We start from the raw sequence: 20283 nt of genomic DNA, 5'->3' as shown, positions 1-20283 counted from the left end.
GACGCGAGAGGAGCGCAAGAAGATGCCCGCCGGGCAGGCGGGCATCCGTCTTCGAGGTCACTTTACCAAGTGTAGCGGAGGCCGGCCTGAGTACCGGCGATCGAGGTTCCGAGTCCCCCAACTCCGGGCAGAAGCGGGTCCGGCACGGTGATGCTGCTGCCATGAACTTCGAGGTAGGACGACAGCTGCGGCGTCCAGAGCACGTTGACCTTTGCGGAACCGCGAAGGCCATTGGTACCGATCATGCCGGCCGCAACGGGGACCGCACCGCCCACGGCGCCGGCGCCGCTCGCATCCACGATCCTGTAGTACTGACCCGAGATCGACGGCTGAACCTTGAAGCCCAGCCAGTCCGCCTCGAATCCGACGCGCATGCCACCGTGAAATTCGGTTGAATCGCCCGTCTTGCTGCCGAAATTGGCGGTATAGCTCTCCGAATAGGTTACGCCGACCGTGGGCTCGAACCACACGGTATAGGGGAAGTCGAACCGGTATTGGCCGTTCCAGGTATAGGCGATGCCGCTGCCCTCCGCGGTCGCGGCAAGGGGCAGATTGGATGTGCTGCGAGTCCAGCTCGCGAGCGCGGTGAAGTCAGTCGAGAAACCGCCGTTGAGATACGACAGGGTGCCGGAAGTCGATGGAATTGAACCATCGGTAATCAGTCCGCCATTCGTGAAGGTGTGCGCCCACGAGTGGGAGCCAGTCCCGATGAAGGTCAGCGCGTCGGTGGCAGTGAAGATACCGATCTTGGTCACATCGACCGCGCCGGTCACCGTCGCAACGCTGACCTGGACCCCGCTCGATTGCGCACTGTCGCCACTGCCGACGAGGTTCACGCCGTAAAGCCAGGCCGCCGGGGGCGGCGCTGCAAGTGCCGGAGCCTTGGCGTAGGCCAGCGCACCGAACGGATTGCTGACGCCCCTGGCGGCGAACGGATCACGACGGTCGAGATCCGACTCCTCGCCGCTGAAGCGCAGCATTCCAGGAGGAGCAACGACCCTGCGATGCTGAATCTGGTCGCGGACGTTCTGGATGATGTTCTGGACGGTGTTGTTGATGACTTGCTGCGGAACATTGACCTCCTGTGCCGAGGCCGCTCGCGTCGCAAACAGACTAAGCAAAAAAGGTACGGCCACGGCAAAGCCGCGGAGGAGAATTCCTGCCCTCATGGTCTTCGATCAACCCCCTGCTGGTTCAGCCCGAGCCGCGGGAGGCAAATTCCCGCAAGCTTCAGGCGCAGAGTTTTATTGGCACAGCACCCGCCGCGTCTTCACCCGATTCGCTGAATTGTGGGGGCGGGTCCATCAACCGCGCCCACCTGATGCTCAATTGCAACACTTTCCCGGGCCACAGGGTGCGCGGCGATCTCCCTCTACTCCACCCTCGCGCGGTTTCGCTTCTTTGTGACACGAATCTGCGTTGCCGCTTGGCTCTCTTCCGGACGTTTCGTGGCCTTGCCTGCTTCCCGTGCCCGAATGTGTCGCCGCACGTCCTCACGAACGTTCTGGATGATCGAGTCGCGTGACGACTCCGCCGGATCATTGCAGCGCGCCACGCTGCACAATGCGGCGAGCAGCGGAAGCGCGAGAATTGGCGCCCGGGCGAACTTGACTGTCCTGGTCATCCGCAGTCTCCGAAGATGTCGCCGGCCCCGGTCGCCCGCGCCATCAACACCAGCGCAGCGCGACTGGTTTCATCGCTCGCGACGTGCAGCCTCTTGGTCGAAGCATCGCAGGTGCCGGTTCACGAAGTCCTGAACACGGGGGCCTTTGATGTCGTCATCCAGCGTCCCTTGATGTAAAATCCACGGACAAGCCGCCCAAGTCCGTTTGTTCGATTTTTCATTTTCTGAGTTTCTGCCGATGCCTCGTCATTTCGGGATCTTCGTTCTCGCAAGCGCGCGTCCCGTCTTCAAGTTGCAGGTTCTGGCACGCCGGATCGCCGTTCTGGGCTGCGTAGCGTTGTCGATGCTGGTTTCGACAATACTGCAGGCGGCTGCTGAAGACAGGATCGCGCTCGTCGTCGGCAACAGCAACTATCGCAAGGTCCCAAAACTCATCAACCCGGCCAACGACGCCGCCGACATGGCGACGTCGCTGGGTCGTCTGGGATATTCCGTCAGGCACCTCGCCGACCTCGACTACAATCATTTCCGGCAGGCCCTCATCGAATTCGGCAATGCGGCGAAGACGGCCGACAAGGCGGTGATCTTCTTCGCAGGCCATGGCGTCGAAATGGACGGAAAGAACTGGCTGATTCCGGTCGATGCCGAAATCAAGTCCGAGATCGATGTCTATGCCGAGGCGATCAATCTCGAGACCTTGATCGATATCTCCGTGATGCCGAAGATCATCGGCCTCGTGGTTCTCGACGCCTGTCGCAACGACCCGTTCGAAACGACGAAGGTCGCCGCCGCGGGACGCGCGCTGTCGTCGCGGCCATCGAAGGCGGCCGCCCCAGTGTCCGGCACGTCCCGGGCCCCGACCCATTTCGCGCCCGACACGCGCGGTCTTGCCCCTGTCGAGGTGAGCGACAACGTGCTCGTTGCCTTTGCGGCCGCAGCCGGCACGACGGCGAGCGACGGGGCCGGGCGGAACAGCCCCTACTCCGGCTCACTCCTGCGCCATATCGAAACGCCACAACTCGAGATCAACTATCTGTTCCGGATCGTGCACGACGAAGTCTGGAAGGAGACCGGGACACAAGAGCCGGCGATCTACGGGACGCTGCCGAAGGGCGACATCTATCTCAACGGCGAAGCCGCCGTCGCAAACGGCGATGGTGGAGCAGATGCCGAGCAGCTCGCCTGGGAGTTCGTCCGCTCGACCAACGAGATCGCGACCTTGCGCCGCTTCGCCCAGCAATTCCCGGCGAGCGCGCATACGGCCGAAATCGACCAGCGCATTGCGCAGTTGCAGACCGCTGAAACGAACGCCTGGAAGATCGTCGAGCGACAGAAGTCGCTCGCGGCGTACCGCGCCTATCTGGATCTCTATCCATTTGGCGAGCATGTCGAGAGCGCCCGCCTCGCGCTGGCTTCGCTCGAGAAATCGGCCAAACCGGGCCAAGCCACCGGGCAGATCGACATGCCCGGTCCGCCACCGGCGAGCTATCGGCTCGCCTCGGCCGACACGACCACCGGCAATTCGGAGGCGGTCGAGAAGGCATGGGACGTCCTGAAGGAATCACGCGACAAGAGCGTGGTTGGCCGGTTTGCCGAGCGCTATCCGAGCTCGCGCCATAACCGCCTGCCGCCGGGCAGCGACCTTGCCCTGCGACCGGTCAATTCCACCGAACTGATGCTGCAATCAGCGCACGATAGCGACGTGAACGCCTGCTTCGACGGCGATTCCGGGGCGTGCTCCAGATCCATCAAAAAATACCCCGACTACGTCCAGCTTCAATTCCAGCTTTGCCGGTCCAAGGGCAATCCCAAGGGATGCATGATCAACGCGGTGTCCGAGGCGCGCAGGCGCGGGCTGCTGGTTTCCGCCTACACCCGCTCGGAAGAGGAAAAGGTTCGCAATCGCGAATATCGGCGAGTGGTTGCACGCGTGAACCAGAATGTCGGCAATGTGGTCAGCGGCGTCGTCAGCAACGTCGTCGGCAACGTGGTCAGCAATGCCGTTTCGACTGCGGTGAGCAATGCCGCGTCGAGCGCAGCAAGCCGGGCGGCATCGCAGGCGGCATCAGCCGCGGCGTCGAGCGCGGCCAGCCGATCAGCCTCGAGCGCGGCGTCAAGCGCGGCCAGCAGAGCGGCCTCTGCCGCCGCTTCGAATGCTGCGAGCCGCGTCACCATTCCATCCGACATCCGCCTCAAGGAGGACATCACGGCCCTCGGCTGGACCGATACTGGCCTCCGTCTTTATCGCTATCGATACAAGGGCGATGCCAGGTTCTATGTCGGCGTGATGGCGCAAGAGGTCGCGCGGCAGACTCCCGCGGCGGTGTCGTCCGGAGTGGACGGGTTTCTGCGCGTCGACTATGGTCTGCTCGACCTCGATTTCCTCACTTATCGCGACTGGATCAGGCGGCAACCCCATTCCGTCATCGACTGAGGGACGCGACTTGATCTTGCGCTGGCTGGCCCTGTTCATTGCCATCGGGCTCCTCTTCGACGCCGAAGCAGAAGCTTCCAACGGCCGTATCGCCTTGGTCATTGGAAACGCGAGCTACGCGAACGCGCCGTCGCTCGGCTCTCCCGTCAACGATGCAGAGGACATTGCCGCGGCTCTCACCGGTCTCGGCTTCGAGGTCGATCTGCGCAAAAACACGACCATCGACGATCTGCGCGTGGGGCTCGTCGCCTTCACCGAGAAGTCCGCCGCTGCGGACATCGCGGTCTTCTATTTTTCCGGATACAGCGCAGCTGCCGGTGTCGGCAGTTACCTGATCCCCGTCGATGCGCATCTGGCGACACCCGAGTCGGCCAACGCAGAGACCGTTCCCCTGGCTGCGGTGACCGCTGCCGCCGGGCGGGCTCGCAGGCTGGGTCTGGTGATCCTGGATGCCATGCGCGAGAACCCGTTCCCTGCCATACCGAATGGCCGCCGCAGCAGCGCTTCCCTGACCTCAGCCGGAAGCGCACCGATCCGCAACACGCTCGTGTTCTTTCCGGCGGAGCCGGGGCGGACCGCGGAAGAGGGCGAAGGCCGCAACAGCCCTTTCGCTGCGGCGCTGCTGAAATACCTCCGGCAGGCCGACCTCGAGATCAACTTCGTGTTTCGCAACGTTCGCGACGAGGTTCGGCAGGCAACGCACCGGAAGCAGACGCCCTACATGTACGGTCAGCTTTCCAAGGACAAGATCTATCTCCATCCCGTCAAGCAACTCGTTCAGGACGATACCGCCGTCATGCAGCACTGCGACAACTCCGCTGCCGGGCTCGCGGATTCGATGGCGATCGGCACCGACCAAGGCGAGACGCGGGACGATACAAAGGCGGCGCGCGCGGTTGCGGCATGTGTGGAGGCGGTCAAGCGGTCGCCAGGGGCAGACCGCCTGCACTACCAGCTCGGGCGTTCATTGTTGGCCATGCGCGATTACGCCGGAGCGATGGCGAGCTACAAGGCGGCATCCGAGCTCGGCAACGCACGCGCGCTCTACGAGCTCGGATTGATGTATGAGAACGGCAACGGCGTCGAGAAAGATCCCGCCCGCTCGCGCTTCTACTATGAGATGGCCGCCGAGAAGAAGATTGCGCCAGCACTCGTCAGCCTCGGCCTACAGCAGGAGCGTGGAATCGGCGCGGCCAGCGATCCCGCAAAGGCCTATGCGTTGTACCAGCGGGCCGCCGAGCTCGGCGATGCGACGGCCATCAACAGGATGGGGGAGCTTGCCGAGAAGGGGCTGGGAGCCAGACGAGACCTGAAATCGGCTCGGGCGCTGTACCAGAGGGGCGCCGCGATGGGCGGGCTCGAAGCTCTGGTCAATCTCGCCCGATGCAACGCCAACGGAATCGGCGGCCGAAGGGACCTTGCCGAGGCCAGGCGGCTCCTGGCCAAGGCGGCGCAGGCCGGCAGCGCGGACGCTCGGCGCATCCTCGCGCATATCGAGGAGTCCAAGCCGAAATAGACGTATTCTGGCGGGGAAGGAAGCGATCGGGATGAAACAGCAGTCCAAGCGGCGCTTTTGGCTACCAGTAGACAGCAACTATTTGATCTATTTGCCAAAAATGGCGCGAGAGACGGGGCTCGAACCCGCGACCTCCGGCGTGACAGGCCGGCGCTCTAACCAACTGAGCTACTCCCGCGTGACACGCAATGTCTGCGGAACGAGGGGGGACTTAAAGGCCCGATCTGGTGAAGTCAAGGATGTTGCATCCGCAACCCAAACCGGCGGATTCCACTGCTGGCACACACGAACGCGGCCCTCGGCAACGCCGGCGGCGTAGTCAGTCCGCTCCCGAATCGTCTACGCCTCCGGGAACTTGCGCGTTAGGGGCCGTCTCCCTGGACAAACCTGCAAGATCGAGGAGGCCAGACATGGCTAAGAAGGATGCGGCTAAGAAGGATTCGGCGAAGAAGGCAGCCGCGTCCGCCACCATCACGCTCAAGCACCTCGCCGCCGACATTGCCGAGCGCCAGGAGGTGTCCAAGAAGCATGCCGAGGCCGTCCTGACCGACATGGTCGATCTGATCACCAAGCACCTCAAGAAGGGCGACCGGGTCCGCATCGTCGGCCTCGGCATCCTTCAGGTCCGCAAGCGCGCCGCCCGCACCGGCCGCAATCCTTCCACCGGCGAAGCGATCCACATCAAGGCCACCAGGAAGGTCGCGTTCCGCCCGGTGAAGGAACTGAAGGAGGCCATCTGAGCCACTAAGGCCTGACCCGAGCCCGTTCCGGCCGCATCACGGCCCGCTTTTCTGATATACCGCCAGCTTCCCGAACATCCGGCGGTTTGATCAGAAATGTCCTCCCTCTCCTTTTCGCACACCGTGACCGAGCGCTTCCTGCGCTACGTCACCATCGATACCCAGTCCGATCCGGCATCTCCCAGCTCGCCGTCGACCGAGAAGCAGAAGGATCTCGGCCGCGTGCTCGCGGCCGAGCTGAAGGCCATGGGCGTTGCGGACGCGCATCTCGACGATTACGGCTACGTCTACGCAACGATCCCGGCCAATACCGACAAGAAGGTGCCGGTGATCTGCTTCTGCTCGCACATGGACACCTCGCCCGACGTCACCGGCAAGGGCGTCAAGCCGCAAATCGTGAAGAACTATCGCGGCGACGACATCGTCCTGCCCGGCGACACCAGCCAGGTGATCCGCTTCAACGAGCACCCCGCGCTGAAGAACCAGATCGGCAACGACATCATCACCACCGACGGCACCACGCTATTGGGCGCCGACAACAAGGCCGGCGTCGCCGAGATCATGGATGCCGCGCATTTCTTCATCAACAATCCCGACGTGAAGCACGGCACCATCAAGATCCTGTTCACGCCGGACGAGGAGATCGGCCGCGGCGTCGACAACGTCGACCTGAACAAGCTGGGCGCCGATTTCGGCTACACCATGGACGGCGAGAGCGCCGGCTGCGTCGAGGACGAGACCTTCTCGGCCGACGGCGCCACCATCACCATCAACGGCGTCAGCGCCCATCCCGGCTACGCCAAGGGCAAGATGGAGCACGCCATCAAGATCGCAGCCGCCATCGTCGAGCGTCTGCCGAAGGAGGGCTGCTCGCCCGAGACCACCTCGGGCAAGCAGGGTTTTCTACATCCGATCGGCATCGACGGCGCGCTCGAACAGGCGACGCTTTCTTTCATCGTCCGCGACTTCACCGAGGAAGGGCTGAAGGAGAAGGAGGCGCTGCTCGAGGGCATCGTCAAGGACGTGATGAAGGACTATCCGCGCTCGACCTACACGTTCGAGGTCAAGGAGCAGTATCGCAACATGAAGCAGGTGATCGATCGTCACCCGCACGTGCTCGAATACGCCATCGAGGCGATCCGCCGCGCCGGCCTGCGCCCGATGCGCACCGCGATCCGCGGCGGCACCGACGGCTCGCGCCTCTCCTTCATGGGCCTGCCCTGCCCCAACATCTTCGCCGGCGAGCACGCGTTTCATTCGCGGCTCGAATGGGTCAGCCGGCAGGACATGGAAAAGGCGGTGCAGACCATCGTGCATCTGGCGGTGATCTGGGAAGAGAAGGCCTGAAGCGCGACGCGACCGGAATGAGAAATCACCGCGCTTCGATGCAATACGTCGCATCCGGCCGTGCCAGCCTTGCGACAGAAGTGGCGGGCGACGGCCCTGCCGTGGTCTTTCTTCATGCGAATGTGTGCGACAGGCGCATGTGGCGCGCTCAATTCGATGAACTGAGCGCCACGCACAGGGCGGTCGGGTATGACCGACGCGGGTTCGGCGAAACCCGCGCCGAGCCCGAAGACTTTTCCGCGTTCGCCGATCTCCTCGCAGTGCTGGATGCAACCGCAGGCGGCGAGCCCGCCATCCTCGTCGGCTGCTCACTCGGCGGGCGCATCGCGCTTGATGCCGCCGTCCGGCATCCCTCGCGCGTTCGCGCCCTGGTTCTGATCGCCCCCAACGTCGCGGGTGCACCCGATCCGGTCTATCCCGCCGACATCGAGACGCTGATGATGCGATGGAAGGAGATCGAAGCGTCAGGCGATCTCGATCGGATGAACGCGATGAAGGCGCGCCTCTGGCTGGACGGACCACGGGCTGCCGAAGGTCGCGTTGGCGGTCCGGCTCGCGACCTGTTCCTCGATATGAACGGCATCGCGCTCCGCTCGCCACCTTTCGGATCGGACATCGACATCAGACCCTTCTTCAACCGGCTTCATGAAATCGCAGTGCCGACCTTCATCATATGGGGTGACCTCGATTTCCCCTATGTGAAGGACCGCTGCCGTCATCTTGTCGCGGCAATTCCGGGCGCGGAAGGCCGTGAGCTGCGTGGTGTGGCCCATCTTCCGAGCCTGGAGCGCCCGGCGGAGATCACAGCTCTCGTTGCCGAATTCGTTCAGCGACATGCGGGGGCGGACAGATAGGTCCACCCCTGGATCTGGCCTACGGGACCGGCATTGCGCGCGGATTGCGGTGGAAGCGGTTGGCGCTCGCCATCCAGCTCGGCAACGGTGCGCCATCACGGTGCCGGCCGCCGGCAACGGCTGCAGCCCAGGCCACCGCGGCGCCGATCAGGGTCGCGGCCGCGACCGAGAACGCCACGATGATCGAGTTGCGTCGCGCGCGATCGATGGCCGTCTTGGAGTCTGCGATCAGCGCATTGACCCGCCGCTCGGCATCGGGGGCCGCCAGTCCCGTCACGGCGGCGACCTGTTGCACGAGATAGGCCCGGTCATCGGTGCTGACGCCGCTGTGGCTGGACGAGGTCATCAGGATGCGTCCGGCTTCGGCGCGCGCTTCCCTCAGGTCGGTGTTCGGTGCGCGGCGTGGCGCCCGGAACAGCTTGTCGAGCTCATAGCTCAACAAGGGCTCGGCCGCCGAGGTGTTGCTCGCCGAAATGCGCATGGGCGAACGGTCGATCGCGGCGGCGCCGAGAAGCGCCAGCAGCGCCGCGCCGGCCAGGACCGCCAGCGCCCAGGCGGTCAGCCCGTGAAGCCCGTCCCGCCGCTCGCCGTCATCCTCGATCGTTGCGAGCGCGGGCTCGGGCCGGGTGGTCCGGCCGGCGACGTAGCCGCCAAAGCCGAAACTGACGATCGCCTGGATGATCAGATACAGTCCCGACAGCAGTGCCAGCGCCGCCGACGCATCGCGCCAGGTCGGCGAGGCCGAACTGACACCGAGGCCCACCGCGACACCAAAACCGATCAGGATGAACGACATTGCGCTCGCAGCAAGAGCGCCCGCAAACACCGAGCTCCACTGGATCGTTCGAGGCGCCTCGGCTGCCAGGCCGCCTTCGATGACCTCTTCCCGCATCAGAGTTTCGACCGTCATCGTGGCGCTCTCAGCGCAGGCCGAAGAACGACAGGATCGCCATGATGACGACGATCAAGCCGATCAGATAAATCAGTCCGTCCATTGTCCGTCCTCCTCAGTTTCTCTTTTTGCTAATCGCGAGATGTGAGGAACGTTCCAAATTGGACAGATCGTATGGAACGAACTTGGAAGATGCGGGTTGCCTGTCCAAGTCCTAGGGATAGAGATTGTGAGCACATGAGGCCTCAGCCGGCTCGTCCGGCTGGGGCCTTTCCGCGTCACGGCCGGCAATGATGTGATCAGGGCGGAACCTGCAGATCAGGAGAGGCGCGTGGGCCGCAGAACGGCGTGCCCGCATCAGGCGAATGCATTCCGGGAGAAGGCCCGGCAGTGAGAGCCGCTCGAATGGGTGCGGCGGACGCCGCCCAACCCAACCTATCCGGTCTTTCCATGTCCATGGCGGTCACGGCAACCGCAAAGCTGGACGCGCCCTCAACTCCGCGGTGGATTGCTGGGCGACGACGACCGCGCCCTGAAGCGCAAGGCCGGCCATGATGGCGGCCACGATCACGTCGGGCCATCCCGTGCCAGTGCCGAACACACCGAGGGCGGCCAGCAGCACGGCAACGTTGCCAAGCACATCGTTGCGGGTACAGATCCAGGCGGAGCGCATATTGGCGTCGCCCTTGCGATAGGCCCACAATAGGCCGAACGAGGCCGCGTTGGCGGCAAGGGCCGCCACGCCGACCGTCCCCATGGTAAACGCGCTCGGCAACGTGCCATGAACGGCATGCCAAATCACCGTGCCGACGACCCACAGGCCAAAGGCGCCCATCGTCAGCCCCTTCGCGAGCGCCGCGGCAGCGCGATAGCGAAGTGCCATGCCGACAACCAGAAGGCTGATCGCGTAGTTCGCAGCGTCGCCGAGGAAATCCAACGCGTCCGCCTGAAGCGACGCTGATCCGGCGGCGAGGCCCGCGCCGATCTCAACCAGGAACATGACGGCGTTGATGGCGAGCACGGCCCAGAGCACGCGACGATAGGGCTTGCTGCCGCGATGGCGATCAAGATCCAGCGGCGGCGGTGAGCAGCATGCGTCGGCCATGCCGACAAGATAGAGCGATGCCCCCCTCCGCACAACACGCGGCCGGCCTGGCCGCGACATCAAGTTCCCCACACGTAACATTGTTGCGGGTCGACACTGTTCCCCGACCCTGCTAGGCAGCTTGAGGTCAAGGAGAGTGACAGCGTGTTTTCGATCCGCCGGTCTGTCAGCAAGGTGTTCCGCCCGCGCAATTGGCGCGGGTCCTTGGCGGTGGTTTGCGCGCTGCTGTATCTGCTGTCGGGCGCCCTGCATGCCGGCCAATGCGTCGATGTGGCCAGCCCATTCGGTCAAGCACACATTGTCTCGACGACCGTTGTGCCTTGCGACGGCGAAGGCAAGACGATTGCGGCACATCATTGCCACGGTTGCTTCTCTGTGACCGTCGCCCAGCACATCGAACCGGCTACGGCGATCCATCTGCACACCGTGCCAACGTCATCTCGCGAGCCCGCCTCGATCGGCATCGATCCCGATACCGAATCGCCGCCCCCCAGACACCTGACCTGAACTGATCAGCCGGGCGCCCGCGCGCCTACGATGCGATTGCTCACAGGTCATCTTCGTGTCTTCCAAACGGACTGCCGCGCGCCTGGCGTGCGCGATGGCAATTTTCGTCAGCCCTTGGCTGACTCAGAACGGCTGCGCCCAGACTTTGACGATGCGGAGCGCGCTGTCGCGCGCGCTGGCGGCGAGCCCGCGCCTGACGGCAGCCGAGCGCGACGTCGGCATCGCCACGGGCCAGCGCATCCAGGCGGGCGCCCTGCTCAATCCGGAACTGACCTACGAACAGGACGATTCATTCGGCTCCGGCAGATATCGCGGAACGCGATCGGCCGAGACCACGCTGCAGATCAGCCAGGCCTTCGAGCTGTTCGGCAAGCGCGAGGCGCGGATCGCCGCAGGCGCAGCCGGCGTCGAGGTCGCGGCGATCCAGCGCAAGGCGATCAGGCTGGAGGTGCTGTCGGAGACTGCGATCGCCTTTCTGAGCGTGCTCGGCGCGCAGCGGCGCATCCAGATCCTCGACGAGCAGATCGCCGCGATCGACCGCCTGACGCCGCTGCTGCGCCGCCGGGTCGAGGCCGGCGCGTCCTCGCCGGCGGAAACCGGCCGCGCCGAGGTCGCCTCCGCCCTGGTGAAGGCCGACCGCGAACGCTTCAAGGCGACGCTGGCAAGCGCCCGGCGCGAGCTTGCGGTGCTGATGGGCGATCCCGCCGCCAAATTCGGCGAGGTCTCCGGCCGGCTCGACACGATGGGCAAGCCGCCGACGTTCCAGTCCGTGGTCGCCGCCATCGACGCCAATCCGCAGCTGGTGCGCTGGACCGCAGTCTATGCCCAGCGCAATGCCGAGCTCCTGCTGGCACGGCTCAGGCCCTATCCGGACGTGCGGATCGCGGCTGGCTGGCGCCACTTCAACGAAACGGGCGACGATGCGGCGCGGCTGACGGTCTCAGTGCCGATCCCCGTGTTCGACCAGAACCAGGGTAACATCCTCTCGGCCCAGGAAAGCCTCGCCAAGACCAAAGCCGAGCGCGAGGCCAATCGCAACACGCTGATCGTGATCGCCGGCCGCGCCTATGACTCGCTGCAAGGCTCGCTGCGCGAACTCGCGGTGCTGCGCGAGACCGCGATCCCCAAGGCCGTCGAGGCGTCCGAGGCGATCTCGCAAGGCTACGGCCAGGGCCGCTTCACCCTGCTCGAAGTGCTCGATGCCCAGGCCAGCGTCACCCAGGCACGGCTCCGCGAGCAGGAGGCGCTGCAGAATTTCCATGCGGGCGTAGCCATTATCGAGGGCCTCGTCGGCAATCCCTTCACGCTGGCGCGGGAGAGCGCACGATGAGGAACTTCTCCACCATGCTCGTCGCCATCGTTGCCGCCGCACTCGGGGCTTACGGCTATTCCCTGCTCGCGCCGGACAAAGTGGCGCACACCGAGCATAGCGCGCATTCCGAGCACAAGAAGCCGAACGATCGCGTCGAGCAGGACGAGCACGGCGCCGACCGCATCCGCATCTCCGACGTCAAGCTGGCGGCAGCCGGCGTGGTGCTGGCCGAGGCCGCATCCGCGACGCTGACCGACACGCTCGCCTTCAACGGCATCCTGCGCGCCAACCAGGAGGCCGTGGTGCAGGTGACACCGCGCTTTCCGGGCATCGCCAAATCCATCCAGAAGCGGATCGGCGACAAGGTCGGCAAGGACGATCTGCTCGCCGCGATCGAGAGCAACCAGAGCCTCACCGTCTACGAGCTGAAGGCGCCGATTGCCGGCACCATCATCGAACGGCAGATCTCGCTCGGCGAATACGCCTCCGAGCAGAAGCCGGCCTTCGTCGTCGCCGACCTCTCCAGCATCTGGGTCGATCTGTCGATCTACCGGCAGGATCTCCGCCGCGTCCGCCTCAACGACGAGGTCCTGATCGATCCCGACGACGGCCGCGGCGAGATCAAGGGCTCGATCTCCTACATGGCACCGATCGGCTCAAGCGAGACCCAGACCGCGCTGGCACGCGTGGTGCTGCCAAATCCGGACGGACGGCTGCGGCCCGGCCTGTTCGTCACGGCGCGGCTGATCCTCGCGGCGCGCAACGTCGCGGTCGCCGTGCGCCGCAGCGCGATCCAGACCCTGGAGAACAAGACCATCGTGTTCGTGCGCGAGGACGGCGACAAGATCGAGGCGCGGCCCGTGGAAACAGGCGATTCCGATCCGCGCCATGTCGAGATCAAGGCCGGCCTTTCGGCCGGCGAGCATTACGTCGCCGAAAACAGCTTCGTCGTGAAGGCGGAGATGGGCAAGGGCGAGGCCGAACATGATTGAGCGTCTCATCGCCGTCTCGCTGCAGCAGCGCTGGCTGGTCCTCCTGCTCGCGCTCGGCGCCGTCGCCTTTGGCGCCTGGAATTTCCAGCGCCTGCCGATCGACGCCGTCCCTGACATCACCAACGTCCAGGTCCAGATCAACACCCGCGCCCCCGGCTATTCGCCACTGGAAACGGAGCAGCGCATCACCTTCCCGGTCGAGACTGCGATGGGCGGCCTGCCCAGGCTCGACTACACCCGCTCGCTGTCGCGCTACGGCCTCAGCCAGGTCACGATCGTCTTCAAGGACGGCACCGACATCTATTTCGCCCGGCAGCTCGTCGGCGAGCGCATCCAGCAGGTGAAGGACCAGCTGCCGGCGGGTGTCGAGGTCGCGATGGGGCCGATCTCGACCGGCCTCGGCGAGATCTTCATGTACACCGTCGAGGCCAAAGCGGGTGCCAGGACGCAGGGCGGCCACGACTATTCCCTGACCGATTTGCGCACCGTGCAGGACTGGATCATCCGGCCGCAGCTTCGCAACGTGCCGGGCGTGATCGAGGTCAACACCATCGGCGGCTTCGAGCGGCAATTCCACGTATTGCCGGATCCCGGCAAGCTGATGGCCTACCGGCTCGGCTTTCGCGACGTCATGACGGCGCTCGCCGCCAACAACGCCAATGTCGGCGCCGGCTATATCGAGCGCAACGGCGAGCAATATCTGGTTCGCTCGCCGGGCCAGGTCGGCAATGTCAGCGAAATCCAGGACATCGTCATCGGCTCGCGCGGCGGCAATCCCGTCAGGATCCGGGACGTCGCCACCGTCGCCGAGGGGCGCGATCTGCGGACGGGCACCGCAACGTGGAACGGCGAGGAGACCGTGCTGGGCACCGCCATGCTGCTGATCGGCGAGAACAGCCGGACCGTGGCCCGCCGCGTCGCGGCCCGTCTGGAGGACATCGCCAAGTCGCTGCCCGAGGGCGTCGTGACGCGGACCGTCTACGACCGCACCGACCTCGTCGAAGCCACCATCCGCACGGTTCGGAACAACCTGCTGGAAGGCGCGGCGCTGGTGGTGGCCGTGCTGTTCTTGATCCTCGGCAACATCCGCGCCGCACTGGTTACGGCCTGCGTCATTCCGCTGTCGATGGCGATGACCATCACCGGCATGGTCGAGACCAAGGTCAGCGCCAATCTGATGTCGCTCGGCGCGATCGACTTCGGCATCATCGTCGACGGCGCCGTCATCATCGTCGAGAACTGCCTGCGCATGCTGGCTGTGGCTCAGCGCGAGAAAGGCGGGCTACTGACGACCCCCGAACGGCTGCGCGCGATCCTGGGCGGGTCGAGCGAGGTGATCAAGCCGAGCCTGTTCGGAACGCTGATCATCGCCGTGGTCTATTTGCCCGTGCTGACGCTGACCGGCGTCGAGGGCAAGATGTTCACGCCGATGGCGCTGACGGTGCTGATGGCGCTGGGCGCGGCCGTTCTGTTCTCCATCACCTTCGTGCCGGCCGCCGTCGCCATTTTCGTCACCGGCAAGGTGTCCGAGCACGAAAACCTGTTCATGCGGATGGCGAAGCGCGCCTACCTGCCCCTGCTCCGTTTTGCCATCGACAACCGGCTCGCCGTCGCCCTGTCCGCCGTGCTCATCGTGACCGCGAGCGGCATCGCCGCTTCGCGCATGGGCGGCGAGTTCATTCCGAGCCTCGACGAAGGCGACGTCGCGCTGGCCTCGATCCGGATTCCCGGCACCAGCCTCACCCAGTCGCTCGACCTGCAGAAGGCGCTGGAGAAGCGCATCATGCAAATCCCGGAAGTAAAGGAGTTCTTCACCCGCATCGGCACCGCGGAGATCGCCACCGACCCGATGTCGCCGGCACAGACCGACGGCTACGTCATGCTGAAGCCGCGCGCCGAATGGCCCGACCCGGGCAAGTCGAAATCGGAGGTGGTCGAGGCCATCGAGCATGCTGCAGACGAGATTCCCGGCAGCGCCTATGAAATCTCCCAGCCGATCCAGTTCCGCGTCAACGAGCTGATCTCGGGCGTCCGCACCGACGTCGGCGTCAAGATCTTCGGCGACGATCTCGACATCCTGCAAGGCGCCGCCAAGCAGGTGGAGGCCGCGATCCGCGGTATCCGCGGTGCCAGCGACGTCAAGATCGAGCAGGTCGCCGGTCTGCCGATCCTCACCGTCCGCCTCGACCGTCAGGCGCTCGCCCGCTATGGCCTCAGCGTCGCCGAGGTGCAGGGCATCGTCGAGATCACGGTCGGCGGCAAGTCGGCCGGCAAGCTGTTCGAAGGCGATCGCCGTTTCGACATCGTCGTGCGCCTGCCGGAGCACCTGCGTGGCAATCTCGAGGCGATCAGGGCGATTCCGATTCCGCTGCCGCCCGCCGAGGACGCAGCAATCGGCGGCGCCGTTCGAACGTCGCTGGTCAGCTCCCCCCTCGCCCAGATGCGCTACGTGCCGCTGTCATCGGTCGCCACCGTCGATGCGACGCCGGGGCCGAACCAGATCAGCCGCGAGAACGGCAAGCGGCGCATCGTCGTCACCGCCAATGTCCGTGCGCGCGACCTCGGCTCTTTCGTCGCGGAGGCCGAGGCCGCGGTGGCCGAGAAGGTCAAGCTGCCGCCGGGTTACTGGATCGGCTGGGGCGGCCAGTTCGACCAACTGGTCTCGGCCACCAAGCGGCTGACGATCGTGGTGCCGGTGGCGCTGCTGCTCGTGTTCCTGCTGCTGTTCATGGGCATGGGATCGGCGGCGGATGCGGCGCTGGTGTTCTCCGGCGTGCCGCTGGCGCTGACCGGCGGCGTGGCGGCGCTGCTGCTGCGCGACATCCCGCTGTCCATCAGCGCCGGTGTCGGCTTCATCGCCCTGTCGGGCGTCGCCGTGCTCAATGGCCTCGTCATCATCGCCTTCATCGAGCGGCTGCGTAGCGAGGGGCATTCGGTGGCGGACGCCGTGCGCAAGGGCGCACTGACGCGGCTGCGCCCGGTCCTGATGACGGCGCTTGTCGCCTCGCTCGGCTTCGTGCCGATGGCGCTCGCCACCGGCGCCGGCGCCGAGGTGCAGCGGCCGCTTGCGACCGTGGTGATCGGCGGCATCCTCTCCTCGACGGTGCTGACATTGCTGGTGCTGCCGGCGCTCTACGTGCTGTTCCGCCGTGACGGGGCAAGTGAAACGCCTACAATGGCGTCCGATTTGGCGACGTCCCGGGAGCGCTAGGATTGGCCGGCCACGACCATCACGGTCATCACCACCATGATCATGGCGACCATGCGCATCGTCATGGTCGCGACCATAGTCATGGCCATGATCACTCGCATGTCCACGCGCCTGCGAATTTCGGCAAGGCCTTCGCGATCGGCATTTCGCTCAACATCGCGCTGGTCGTGGCTGAGGCGATCTATGGCTATATCGGCAACTCCACCGCCCTCCTCGCCGACGCCGGCCACAACCTGTCCGACGTGCTCGGCCTGGTCGTCGCCTGGGGCGCCTCGATCGCGGCGCGGCGGGCGCCCAGCGGCCGCTTCACCTACGGCTTTCGCGCCTCCACCATCCTGGCGGCGCTGGCCAATGCGGTGTTTCTGCTGGTCGCAACCGGCGCGATCGGCTGGGAGGCGATTTTGCGCCTGCGCGAGCCGGAGCCGGTCGCAGGCGTGACCGTGATGGTGGTCGCCGGCATCGGCATCCTGATCAATGGTTTCACGGCCATGCTGTTCGCGAGCGGGCGGAAGGACGACATCAACATCGAAGGCGCGTACCTGCACATGGCCGCCGACGCCGCGGTCTCGCTCGGCGTCGTGGTCTCGGCGGCGCTGATCATCTGGACCGGCTGGCTCTGGCTCGATCCCTTAACCAGCCTCGTCATCTGCGCGACCATCCTCTGGAGCACGACCAGCCTCTTGCGCGGCTCCATCGACATGTCGATGGCGGCCGCGCCAGAGGGCACCGACCTCGCCGCGATCAGGGCGTTCCTGCTCGCGCGGCCGGGCGTCTCGGAGATTCACGATCTCCACGTCTGGCCGATCTCGACCACCGAGACGGCGCTGACCTGCCATCTCGTGATGCCGGCCGGCAGCGACGACGCATTCCTGATGCAGACGACGCAGCTGCTCAGGACATCCTTCCGCATCGGCCACACCACGCTCCAGGTCGAGACGCATCTCGACAATGGCTGCGCGCTGGCGCCGGACGATGTGGTGTGAGAGAGCTTAGGCTTCGCCGCCGGCCCGGCCGGCCTTCTCCCTGAGCCAATCGAACACCACACTGCCCAGGATCGCGCTCGAACCGGCGAGGAAGGGAATGGCGTAATACGCGTAGCGATTGAGCCCATAGATGAGAAACGCCGGAAACGCGGCGCTGATCAACGCCAGCATGATCATCAAGGTGCCGCCGGCAACCAGGCGGCCGGATGACCGCCGCACCAAGCCCGCATGGCTCGCGGGGACACCGATCAGAAGCACCAGGGCGAGGACGAGGGTCGCCGAGGACAGCCACAGCATCACTCCCGGGCGATCGTCGTATTCAGTTGAGACTTTCACCCCACAGCACAGCACGACCAGATGCGAGCTCGGCGCGTAGCCACGCGCAAAGAGGCGGTTCAGGTTGAGCTGAAACTGATCCGCAGTCGGCAGCAGCAGCGACAATGGCCACCAGGGTTTGTAGTAGTTCTGAACCAGCTGTCCGGGCTTCAACCCCGTCGGGCTGCCAAAGAACGGGAACCTATCGCGAACCGTGAAGAACTCGTAGCCTTGGGGGCTGGGCGCCCGCCGCGCCACCGAATTTGCATCGAACAGCAGAAAGAACATCTCCCGGAAAAAGTGTTTCGTGAGATGTCGATAGAGCGTCGAGGGCGTCGTCAGCGTTTCCACGAAGATGTCACGCACCACCCTCTCCAGATCCCCTTCGCTGTCGCCGGTCTTCGCCAGCCGGTGCATCGCGCCGAACGGCCATTGATAGACACCGATGTCAGGCCATCCCCGCGGCGTGTCCTCAGCCCGCATCTGCTCGACGTAGCCCCGCGCCTGCGCCTTCCGGTCGAGATGAACGCCGTGTTCGAAGTCGCCGGAATAGCCGACCACGAAGGCCATTACGGCCAGGGTCTCGTTGCCGGCGGGACGCTTGTCGATCGCCAGATTGATCGCCGCCGGCGTCAAGTAGACGACTGATGCGACAAAGCCTGCCAGCACAAGGACGCCGAGCCGGCGCAGCAGTCCTGCGTCCAGCACCACCATCAGCCACAGCAGGATGACGGCCGCTTGTCCCACGGCCGCCGACCGGCAGGTCATCACGGCGCCGAGCGTTAGGCCCACCGCCACCGCGGACGGCAACGCCGGCCATTTTCTGAAGGCCGCCCCAGCGGCGATGAAGGCCGCAAGACTGACCAGGAAGTTGGAGATCGTTTCCGCGCCGATCGTGTTGTCGTAGTGGACGATGCGGCCATGCAGCGCCGCAAGACAAAAGGCCATTAACGCAAAAACACGCGGCGCGCCGGCAAAGCGCACGATCCCTGCAACGAAAAGCGCGGTGACGACGCTCATCAGATGCTGCGCGATGACGAAAACGAGGATGTGCGGGCCGAACAGTTTTGACAGCAGCACAAGGAAGGCGGCCACGCCATACGGCCGCTTCATCACATCGTCGATATATTGTCCCCTCAGGATGGATTCGGCCTGGATGATATAGGCCGCGCTGTCTTCATGGATGAAGTGATCTGGCCACGCCACCAGGAAAGCAAGGTGGACCATCAAGGCCAGGCCGATCGCGCCGACCCAGATCCAGAACCACGCGATAGAGTTCGCCCATCCGGGCAAGCCGGACCAAAGACCCGTGCGCTGGTTCAGTGCTGGATTCATCTTCAATGCTCGCAACCGCAAGTTCGGCGGCGCTATTTCGCTTCTGCGGTCACGATCCAGATCGCGCCCTGGAGCGCCACGCTCTGCTCCTTTAGGAACGGCGCGAGCGCCTCACGGATCGAGGCCTTGGCGGCCTCGTAGGTCTCCGGCGGATGGCCCTGGAGCGCGCGGCTGGCCGGGCCGATCTGCAGCGCGCCGTCGACGGCGGCCTCGAGCCCGCCGCCGATCGCAATGTCCATCGCCAGATTGAGCGCCTCCATCGCGACGTCCGCGAATCCTGCGCCTTTCAAGATGCGCATCACGCGCTCCTCCGAAGCGAAGGCGAACGGGCCCGGCTCCTCCGGCCCGACCGGCGGCATCTTCGGCACGTGCTTGTAGACCGCCATCAGCGGCGCCATCATCCAAGGGTTTTCCTTCGGCTCGCGCCAGCAGGCAAAGGCGAGCCGGCCGCGCGGCTTCAGCGCGCGCCGCAGATTGGCAAAGGACGCGATCGGATCGGCAAAGAACATCACGCCGAAGCGTGAAGCGAGGAGATCGAAGCTCGCCGGCTCGAACGGATACACCGTCGCATCCGCCAGCACGAAATCGAGCGGCAGGCCCTTCGGCGCCAGCGCGCGCGCCTGCGACAGCATCGGCTCGGACACGTCGAGGCCGAGCGCGAAGCCATCAGGCGCCACCGCCTTCGCAAATGCAAATGTCGTCGCACCGGAGCCGCAACCGACGTCGATCACGCGCTCGCCCGGCCTCGGCGTGGCGCGCGCGATCAGAATGTCGGCAATGGGTCCGAGCAGCTTTTCCTGCACCGCGTGGCGATCGGCCCAGCGCTGCCCGCTCGGGCCGTTCCAATAGGCGATCTGGTCGGCATTTTGCTCGTGCCCGCTAGGCTGTTGCATCGGAGCCTCTTGATTGCTGCTATTCCAGGTCATTCAGCTCTGCGGCAATCCAGTGGGCACGAATATTGCCAAGCCGATATGTCTCGGGGAATGGTGGGCGGTCACGGATTCGAACCGCGGACCCTCTCGGTGTAAACGAGATGCTCTAACCAGCTGAGCTAACCGCCCCTCGCCGCCTCTTTAGCCCCAGGGGCCCCGGACGGGCAAGACCCCAGCCCAACGA

The 20283-nt window shown here is 65.1% G+C and carries 16 protein-coding genes and 2 tRNA genes; 10 read left to right on the top strand and 8 right to left on the bottom strand.

Annotated features, from left to right (window positions below):
* Positions 1–62 precede the first annotated feature (62 nt).
* On the bottom strand, positions 63–980 hold the full coding sequence (locus tag AC24YW_RS20265; RefSeq protein WP_487484374.1) for a hypothetical protein: 918 nt from the start codon (positions 978–980) through the stop codon (positions 63–65).
* A 392-nt stretch (positions 981–1372) separates the two neighbouring features.
* Positions 1373–1624 carry a hypothetical protein gene (locus tag AC24YW_RS20260; RefSeq protein ID WP_487484373.1) on the bottom strand — a complete coding sequence of 84 codons (252 nt, stop codon included), beginning with the start codon at positions 1622–1624 and terminating at the stop codon, positions 1373–1375.
* A gap of 238 nt (positions 1625–1862) precedes the next feature.
* Here AC24YW_RS20260 and AC24YW_RS20255 point away from each other — a divergent pair, with 238 nt between their 5' ends.
* Positions 1863–4058, top strand: coding sequence for a caspase family protein (locus AC24YW_RS20255; protein ID WP_487484372.1), 2196 nt, complete (start codon positions 1863–1865; stop codon positions 4056–4058).
* A 10-nt stretch (positions 4059–4068) separates the two neighbouring features.
* Positions 4069–5574: a caspase family protein gene (locus tag AC24YW_RS20250; RefSeq protein WP_487484371.1), complete on the top strand. Its 1506-nt coding sequence runs from the start codon at positions 4069–4071 to the stop codon at positions 5572–5574.
* 101 nt (positions 5575–5675) lie between these two features.
* Here AC24YW_RS20250 and AC24YW_RS20245 read toward each other — a convergent pair.
* Positions 5676–5752 (bottom strand) — tRNA-Asp (locus AC24YW_RS20245).
* Between the two features lie 232 nt (positions 5753–5984).
* Here AC24YW_RS20245 and AC24YW_RS20240 point away from each other — a divergent pair.
* From AC24YW_RS20240 to AC24YW_RS20230, 3 genes are all read left to right on the top strand, one after another.
* Complete coding sequence (locus tag AC24YW_RS20240; RefSeq protein WP_487484370.1) at positions 5985–6314, top strand: HU family DNA-binding protein; 330 nt, start codon at positions 5985–5987, stop codon at positions 6312–6314.
* Between the two features lie 96 nt (positions 6315–6410).
* Positions 6411–7661 carry a peptidase T gene (gene pepT / locus AC24YW_RS20235; protein WP_487484369.1) on the top strand — a complete coding sequence of 417 codons (1251 nt, stop codon included), beginning with the start codon at positions 6411–6413 and terminating at the stop codon, positions 7659–7661.
* A gap of 38 nt (positions 7662–7699) precedes the next feature.
* A complete protein-coding gene (locus AC24YW_RS20230) occupies positions 7700–8515 on the top strand; it encodes an alpha/beta fold hydrolase (protein ID WP_487484368.1) in 816 nt (271 codons plus the stop codon).
* 19 nt (positions 8516–8534) lie between these two features.
* On the opposite strand, the gene AC24YW_RS20225 is transcribed toward AC24YW_RS20230, so the two are convergent.
* Complete coding sequence (locus AC24YW_RS20225; RefSeq protein WP_487484367.1) at positions 8535–9425, bottom strand: hypothetical protein; 891 nt, start codon at positions 9423–9425, stop codon at positions 8535–8537.
* Between the two features lie 445 nt (positions 9426–9870).
* A complete protein-coding gene (locus tag AC24YW_RS20220) occupies positions 9871–10512 on the bottom strand; it encodes a cation efflux transmembrane domain-containing protein (protein WP_487484626.1) in 642 nt (213 codons plus the stop codon).
* A 144-nt stretch (positions 10513–10656) separates the two neighbouring features.
* On the opposite strand from AC24YW_RS20220, the gene AC24YW_RS20215 reads away from it, so the two are divergent.
* The 5 genes from AC24YW_RS20215 (at position 10657) to AC24YW_RS20195 (ending at position 17517) form a co-directional block, all read left to right on the top strand.
* Positions 10657–11019 carry a hypothetical protein gene (locus tag AC24YW_RS20215; protein ID WP_487484366.1) on the top strand — a complete coding sequence of 121 codons (363 nt, stop codon included), beginning with the start codon at positions 10657–10659 and terminating at the stop codon, positions 11017–11019.
* Positions 11020–11113: 94 nt separating this feature from the next.
* The gene (ihpA, locus tag AC24YW_RS20210; RefSeq protein ID WP_487484365.1) at positions 11114–12349 is read left to right on the top strand and encodes a divalent metal ion exporter subunit IhpA; all 1236 of its coding nucleotides are present in this window, start codon (positions 11114–11116) and stop codon (positions 12347–12349) included.
* Positions 12346–13323, top strand: a complete 978-nt coding sequence (ihpB, locus tag AC24YW_RS20205; RefSeq protein WP_487484364.1) for a divalent metal ion exporter adaptor subunit IhpB — start codon at positions 12346–12348, stop codon at positions 13321–13323. The genes ihpA and ihpB overlap by 4 nt, the downstream gene beginning before the upstream one ends.
* On the top strand, positions 13316–16534 hold the full coding sequence (locus tag AC24YW_RS20200) for an efflux RND transporter permease subunit (RefSeq protein ID WP_487484363.1): 3219 nt from the start codon (positions 13316–13318) through the stop codon (positions 16532–16534). Before ihpB ends, AC24YW_RS20200 begins: the two co-directional genes overlap by 8 nt.
* A gap of 2 nt (positions 16535–16536) precedes the next feature.
* A complete protein-coding gene (locus AC24YW_RS20195) occupies positions 16537–17517 on the top strand; it encodes a cation diffusion facilitator family transporter (protein WP_487484362.1) in 981 nt (326 codons plus the stop codon).
* Positions 17518–17523: 6 nt separating this feature from the next.
* Here the strand turns inward: AC24YW_RS20195 and AC24YW_RS20190 are convergent, their stop codons facing one another.
* From AC24YW_RS20190 to AC24YW_RS20180, 3 genes are all read right to left on the bottom strand, one after another.
* On the bottom strand, positions 17524–19167 hold the full coding sequence (locus tag AC24YW_RS20190) for a hypothetical protein (RefSeq protein WP_487484361.1): 1644 nt from the start codon (positions 19165–19167) through the stop codon (positions 17524–17526).
* Positions 19168–19199: 32 nt separating this feature from the next.
* The gene (locus tag AC24YW_RS20185) at positions 19200–20060 is read right to left on the bottom strand and encodes a class I SAM-dependent methyltransferase (protein ID WP_487484360.1); all 861 of its coding nucleotides are present in this window, start codon (positions 20058–20060) and stop codon (positions 19200–19202) included.
* 91 nt (positions 20061–20151) lie between these two features.
* Positions 20152–20228 (bottom strand) — tRNA-Val (locus AC24YW_RS20180).
* Between the last annotated feature and the right edge of the window lie 55 nt (positions 20229–20283).

The organism is Bradyrhizobium sp. USDA3516, assembly GCF_057651995.1.
Note: the sequence above shows the minus strand (reverse complement) of the source record. Positions and strands in the feature narration are given on the sequence as shown.

Excerpts from the sequence above, each read along its gene's own strand:
- AC24YW_RS20265 (WP_487484374.1), bottom strand. The coding sequence starts at position 980 with ATGCTGCGCTTCAGCGGCGAGGAGTCGGATCTCGACCGTCGTGATCCG.
- AC24YW_RS20260 (WP_487484373.1), bottom strand. The coding sequence starts at position 1,624 with ATGACCAGGACAGTCAAGTTCGCCCGGGCGCCAATTCTCGCGCTTCCG.
- AC24YW_RS20255 (WP_487484372.1), top strand. The coding sequence starts at position 1,863 with ATGCCTCGTCATTTCGGGATCTTCGTTCTCGCAAGCGCGCGTCCCGTC.
- AC24YW_RS20240 (WP_487484370.1), top strand. The coding sequence starts at position 5,985 with ATGGCTAAGAAGGATGCGGCTAAGAAGGATTCGGCGAAGAAGGCAGCC.
- pepT (WP_487484369.1), top strand. The coding sequence starts at position 6,411 with ATGTCCTCCCTCTCCTTTTCGCACACCGTGACCGAGCGCTTCCTGCGC.
- AC24YW_RS20230 (WP_487484368.1), top strand. The coding sequence starts at position 7,700 with ATGCAATACGTCGCATCCGGCCGTGCCAGCCTTGCGACAGAAGTGGCG.
- AC24YW_RS20225 (WP_487484367.1), bottom strand. The coding sequence starts at position 9,425 with ATGACGGTCGAAACTCTGATGCGGGAAGAGGTCATCGAAGGCGGCCTG.
- AC24YW_RS20220 (WP_487484626.1), bottom strand. The coding sequence starts at position 10,512 with ATGGCCGACGCATGCTGCTCACCGCCGCCGCTGGATCTTGATCGCCAT.
- ihpA (WP_487484365.1), top strand. The coding sequence starts at position 11,114 with ATGGCAATTTTCGTCAGCCCTTGGCTGACTCAGAACGGCTGCGCCCAG.
- ihpB (WP_487484364.1), top strand. The coding sequence starts at position 12,346 with ATGAGGAACTTCTCCACCATGCTCGTCGCCATCGTTGCCGCCGCACTC.
- AC24YW_RS20200 (WP_487484363.1), top strand. The coding sequence starts at position 13,316 with ATGATTGAGCGTCTCATCGCCGTCTCGCTGCAGCAGCGCTGGCTGGTC.
- AC24YW_RS20190 (WP_487484361.1), bottom strand. The coding sequence starts at position 19,167 with ATGAATCCAGCACTGAACCAGCGCACGGGTCTTTGGTCCGGCTTGCCC.
- AC24YW_RS20185 (WP_487484360.1), bottom strand. The coding sequence starts at position 20,060 with ATGCAACAGCCTAGCGGGCACGAGCAAAATGCCGACCAGATCGCCTAT.